The sequence below is a fragment of the Frankia sp. CcCS3 genome (assembly GCF_977927575.1).
The window spans coordinates 1,524-5,258 of the sequence record NZ_CDWRCL010000271.1; the positions used below are offsets into that span (position 1 = coordinate 1,524).

At 70.5% G+C, this 3,735-nt stretch carries 2 protein-coding genes; both read left to right on the top strand.

Annotated features, from left to right (window positions below; translation table 11 throughout):
- Positions 1-1,020: 1,020 nt before the first annotated feature.
- The gene (locus tag AC08OQ_RS17655; RefSeq protein ID WP_476605150.1) at positions 1,021-2,196 is read left to right on the top strand and encodes a L,D-transpeptidase; all 1,176 of its coding nucleotides are present in this window, start codon (positions 1,021-1,023) and stop codon (positions 2,194-2,196) included.
- Positions 2,197-2,606: 410 nt separating this feature from the next.
- On the top strand, positions 2,607-3,695 hold the full coding sequence (locus tag AC08OQ_RS17660) for a phosphatase PAP2 family protein (protein ID WP_476600531.1): 1,089 nt from the start codon (positions 2,607-2,609) through the stop codon (positions 3,693-3,695).
- Positions 3,696-3,735 lie beyond the last annotated feature (40 nt).

The following is a 3,735-nucleotide window of genomic DNA, read 5'->3' on the forward strand; positions in this document are numbered from 1 at the left end:
CGACTCCTACGTGGACGAGACGGACCTCCGCCTTTCCATACTGATTGGGCCCGAGAACGATCGCCATGTGGCCTCCCTGTCGTGGGACGGTCATTTCCCTTATCCGGAGTGCGCCTTTCGCCCGGCCGGGTCGATCGGCCTGCCGCGGGTCCGACCGTCCCGGCGCGTCGTGCCGGCACCGGTGCGGGCCGGAGACCGCCGAACGTGGCCTGACCATTCTGCTGGACCGGGTGACCTCCCGGACCGACAGTGAGTTTCGCGCGCCCGGCTCGTGCCGTTCGTCGTGCCGTTCGTCCTCCGGCCCCTCGCCTCGGCCTGTCGCCGGGGTGCCCCTCCGGGCCAGGTGGACCGCGGGGTGGGATCACGCGGTGGTGACCCGTCCGGGTGGCTTCCGGTAATGGAAAGTCAGCGAGACGTCAATGGTCTCGCATGCCGGCGGTGCCGTGTACCGCCCGGTCGTCTCTGGTTGCGGAAACTCATCTGCACGGGTGACGGGTTGCGTCTTCTTTGATATCGCCGCGGGTTCTGGCCGTCGTTTCGGGTGGTCGGTGAAATGTCCTCCGGGCCGGGCAACTCGGGAAGGCGTTCGTGCGTCAGAAGGGGAGAAGGGGAGGGGTGTATGTGGGACGCCTGGAGAGTGCTACTCTCCGTATTAAGATGCTCGACGCTGGGTGATGATCTTCCGGTTGGCGCCGTAGATTCCGCTAATCGAGGATACGTGGGGTTGATCTCTGGGTACCGTTCGGACGTAGCTTCCCGTCCGGCGACGCTGCCGGCGCGGTCTTCAAGAGGGGGCATTACATGTCTCGCTCGGTAATGATTCCCTCACGTATTTTCCGTGGGTGGGGTCGCTCGGCCCGGCTGGAATCCCGGCCGGCGGGATCGCCTGGTCGCCGGCCCCGGCGGTGGCCGGGGGGGACGCTTCTGCTTGCCGCGGTGCTGTCCGCGGCGGCCTGTTCCGGCGGGGGGGCATCACCGGCGCCGGCCGGGGCCACCCCCGCGCCGGATCCGGCGGCGAGCGTGACGGTCACGCCGGGGGACGGCGCCACCGGGGTGGCGCTGACCAGCCCGGTCGTCGTGCGCGGCAACGCCCCGCTGGCCGCGGTTTCCGTCAACCGGAGGGCGAGCGCGTCGGAGAAGACGGAGCCGGGGATACTGCTCGGCACCTTCTCGGCCGATCATCGGACCTGGACATCCTCCGGTGGGCTGTTCGCCGATTCGCGGTACGACGTCGAGGCGTCCACGTCCCCGGCGACGGGCATCGTCGGGACGACGTCGGTGCGGACCGGCTTCGTGACCGGCGTCCCGGCGAAGTCGTTCAAGGTCTCCTGGGAGCCGGTCGCGGGCCAGACCGTCGGGATCGGCGCGCCGATCAGCCTGACGTTCAGCGCGCCCGCGCCCAGTCGGGCCGCCGTCCAGAGCCGGCTGGTCGTACGGACCGATCCGCCGGTCCTCGGCGCGTGGAACTGGCTGTCGAACCGGGTCGTCATGTGGCGGCCGAAGGAGTACTGGAAGCCCGGGACGAAGGTGCACGTCGAGGCCAACTTCGCCGGCTACGACGCGGGCGGGGGCCGGCTGGGGGTCAAGGACCGGGCGATGGACTTCGTCATCGGCTCCGCCCAGGTCTCCAAGGTCGACTCGGCCACCCACACGATGAAGGTCTTCCGGGACGGGCAACTGCTGCGCACGATGCCGGTCAGCCTCGGCAAACCCAGTCTGCCGAGCATGGATGGCCCGCACAACGTGCTGGGCAAGTCAGCTGAAGTGATCATGGATTCGGCCACCGTAGGCATCCCCCAGGGCGACCCGGACTACTACTACGAGAAGGTCCAGTGGGCGGTCCACTACACCAGTGGCGGGCAGTACGTGCATTCCGCGCCCTGGTCGGTGCCCTCCCAGGGACGAGCCAACGTCTCCCATGGGTGCGTGAACGCCTCACCCGCCGACGCCCAGTGGTTCTACAGCTTCACCCGGCTCGGTGACATCATCGACATCGTCAACACCGGTCGGCTGCCGGACACCTCACAGCTCGGCAACGCGTGGTCGGTCCCCTGGGCCACGTGGAAGGCGGGCAGCGCGCTGCCAGTGTCCGACCAGCTCGCCCCCGCGGTGAGCCTCGACTCCGCGGTGAGCACCGTCACGCCCGGGCCTGCGGCCGCCATCCCCAGGACCGGCTCGGCGGGCGCCGGCGCCTGACCGGGCGATCGCGGGTCTCGCAGCCGCGGCAGCGTGGACGACGCCCGGCCCGACCAGCTCGGTGCCGGGCGTCGTCAATATGCGCCCTCGGCCGCTCCCACCGCGGTGGCGGGATGGCGCGGGGCGGCGGAGTGGCGCGGGGCGGGGACAGCCGGTCAGGGGGAGGAGCCGGGCGGGCGAGCAGGCGGTGAATTTCCGCCCGGGGGAGGCGTCGTAAACGACGGATCGGCCCGTGACGGTTGCGAACGGCTCATGCTGTTGAGTAAGGGTATGGAGAGCGAGCTGTCGAGACGCTCCGGCCCGTCGCGACGGTTGGTGCGCCGGTCTGTTCGCGCGTGCGGTCCTGCCCGAGGGCGTAGAGGCGCGCGGGCGCGGCGTCTCGCGCGGGTGCGACGTTCGAGAGGTGCATAGTGAGGCGCTTGCGCCACCAGACCACCGGCCTGCCGGTCTGGTGGGTCGAGGTGCTGATGCTGGTGATCCTGTACTACTCCTACACCGGCACCCGCGCCGTGGCCGACGCCTCCACCGGCGAGGCGATGCGGATGGGCCACGATCTCCTGCGCCTGGAGACCTTCCTGCACCTCGATCCCGAGCTCGGGCTCAACCGCTGGTTGCAGAGTGTACCGGTGTTGGCGATCCTCTGTTGTTACTACTACGCGACGCTGCACTTCGTCGTGACGCCGGCCCTGCTGGTGTGGATGCATCGTCGGCACTCCCCCCGGTACGCCCAGGTCCGCTGGACGCTGGTGATCACCACTCTGATCTGCCTGGTCGGGTTCTTCCTGTTCCCGACCGCCCCGCCCCGGTTGCTCACCGGCACGTCCTATGTCGACACCATGTCCCACTTCGAGGGCTGGGGATGGTGGAGCGGTAGCGCGAGCGCCGCCCCGAACGGCCTGGAGGGACTGACGAACCAGTACGCCGCGCTCCCGTCGCTGCACTGCGCATGGTCGTTGTGGTGCGGTTTCCTGCTGGTGCGCTTCGGGCGCCGACCGCTGCTCCGGGTGCTCGGCGCGCTCTATCCGGCGGCGACCCTGTTCGTCGTCATGTCGACGTCGAACCACTATCTCTTGGACGCCGTCGCCGGATGGGCGGTCCTGGGCGTCGCCGCCGGTGCGGTTGCGCTCGTCGCCGGGTGGCGGTCCCGGGTCGGTTTCGTGGGGAGCGCCGCCGGGCAGCCGGCCGTGCCGGAAGTCGGATCGCCGCTTGCGCCGAACGCGCTGGCACCGGTGTCCGTGCCACCGCCGTCTCCGCCGCCGTCTGCCCTGGCACCCCGCCCGCCTTCCCAGTCACCGCCGCCGTCTGCCCTGGCACCCCGCCCGCCTTCCCAGTCACCGCCGCCGTCTGCCCTGGCACCCCGCCCGCCTTCCCAGTCACCGCAACCGTCTTCCCTGGCACCCCGCCCGTCACCGGCGCCTCCGCCCGCCCCGCCGGCCACCTCCAGCATGGCGGTGCGGGTCACGCCGGTGGCGCGAGCCGACGGAGCGCACGCGAACTGATCGCGGTGGGTGGCCGATGCCGATCCGACCGTGTCGGCCT